Here is a 1,473-nt window from a genome sequence, read left to right on the forward strand (position 1 = left end):
GCGGGGGGGGGGGGGGGGGGGGGGGGGCGCCGGGGGGGGGGGGCGCCCCCCGGGCCCCCCCCCCCCCGGGCGCCCGCCGCGGCGGCCGTCCTGGCCGGCACGGCCTGAACACCGTCTCCAGCCGCCTGTGCCGTGCTGCCGGTCGTTCTTCGACCGGCCCGTACACGCGTGCCACCGGTGTCCCGCCGGTGGGCCTCGCCGAGCCGTCTCGCGCCAAGGTGCTGCCGCCGCTGCGGTGGCGAGCCCCGAGCGCTGCTATTCGGCTGCCAGTGCCAGGTAGGTGCGGTAGGCCTCGGTCACGTTGTCCAGATAGCGCTTCGCTGCGGCGCGTTCGGTCTCGTCCAGATCCGTGGACGCCGCGTGGAGGAGTTCCAGGAGCGGGGTGAGTTCGCCCATCACATGGGTGAGCCCGCTGTCCGTGACGCCCAGGATCTGGCGGCGGCGGTCGCTGGGGTGGGGGCCGCGCGTCATGTGCCCTTCGGAGACGAGCCGGTTGACGGACTGGGTCCCGGCGGCGCTGGTGACGCCGAGGCGGCGGGAGAGTTCGACCGGGCCGATCGGCTCGCCCGCACCGCTTGCCATGACCACGTGCTCGACGGCCTCGACGTTGGTGAGCGGCATGCCGAGACGCTCGGCGAGGACCGCGCGGGCGAGCTGGGTCAGGGTGAGCACGTCGCGCAGCGTCCGGGAGAGCTCGTCGCCCGCCGGCGCGCCGTGCGGGCGGGCGGTTTCGCGTTGTCCGGAATCCGAATCCGGTCCGGCTCCGAAGGACGGGTGTTGCGCCATACGGAGAAGTCTGCCACGGTAGCTATCGCTAAGTAACTTAACGACTTTGAGGGTGTGCGTTCCCGTGTCCCCTTCCCCGACCCTGCACGCCGGGCCGCAGCCCACCGACCGACCGTCCCCGGCGGGGGGCCTGCTCGCGAGGCCACGGACGACCGCGTGGCTCGTGCTGCTCCTGACCGTCATCGGCCTGGGCGCGGCGTTCGCGCTGGGCCCCGGTGACGCCACCACCACGAAGGCGACCGGCATCGGCCTGCCTGCCTCCGCCCAGTCCGCCCAGGTCGCCGAGATCCTCCGGACCTTCCCGTCCGGTGCTGCCGCCCCGGCACTCGTGGTCTACAGCAACACCGACAACAGCCCCCTCAGCGACGCCCAGCGGGCCGTCATCTCCGAACGCGCGACCGTGCTCGGCACCATGGGGACCGCCCCGGCCGCAGCCGCGCCCCGGTTCGTCGAGGACAAGGTCGCGACCGTCGCCGTCGTCCTGGCCACCGGCTGGGGCGACGACGAGAACGCCACCGCCGTCGACCGGATCCGTAGCGCCGCCGCACGGGACCTGCCCGCGTCCCTGCACGCGGAGGTCACCGGAGGGCCCGCCTTCCGCGCGGACATCGGCAAGGTCTTCGCCGGCGCGGACACCGACCTGCTGATCGCCACCGCCTCGGTGGTCGCCGTCCTGCTGCTGATCAC

2 protein-coding genes are annotated in these 1,473 nt (G+C 74.2%); one reads left to right on the forward strand and one right to left on the reverse strand.

Annotation, left to right across the window (positions count from 1 at the left end; genetic code table 11):
- Positions 1-255 precede the first annotated feature (255 nt).
- A complete protein-coding gene (locus tag ACFWXO_RS45530; protein WP_380533178.1) occupies positions 256-786 on the reverse strand; it encodes a MarR family winged helix-turn-helix transcriptional regulator in 531 nt (176 codons plus the stop codon).
- Between the two features lie 163 nt (positions 787-949).
- On the opposite strand from ACFWXO_RS45530, the gene ACFWXO_RS45535 reads away from it, so the two are divergent.
- On the forward strand, positions 950-1,473 hold a 524-nt coding region (locus tag ACFWXO_RS45535; RefSeq protein ID WP_380533181.1), incomplete at its 3' end, for an MMPL family transporter.

Origin of the sequence: Kitasatospora sp. NPDC059088 (assembly GCF_042738155.1) — a bacterium.
GTDB lineage: Bacteria > Actinomycetota > Actinomycetes > Streptomycetales > Streptomycetaceae > Kitasatospora.

Bases quoted from the DNA above. Each gene is read 5' to 3' on its own strand.
- ACFWXO_RS45530 (WP_380533178.1), bottom strand. From the start codon at position 786: ATGGCGCAACACCCGTCCTTCGGAGCCGGACCGGATTCGGATTCCGGA.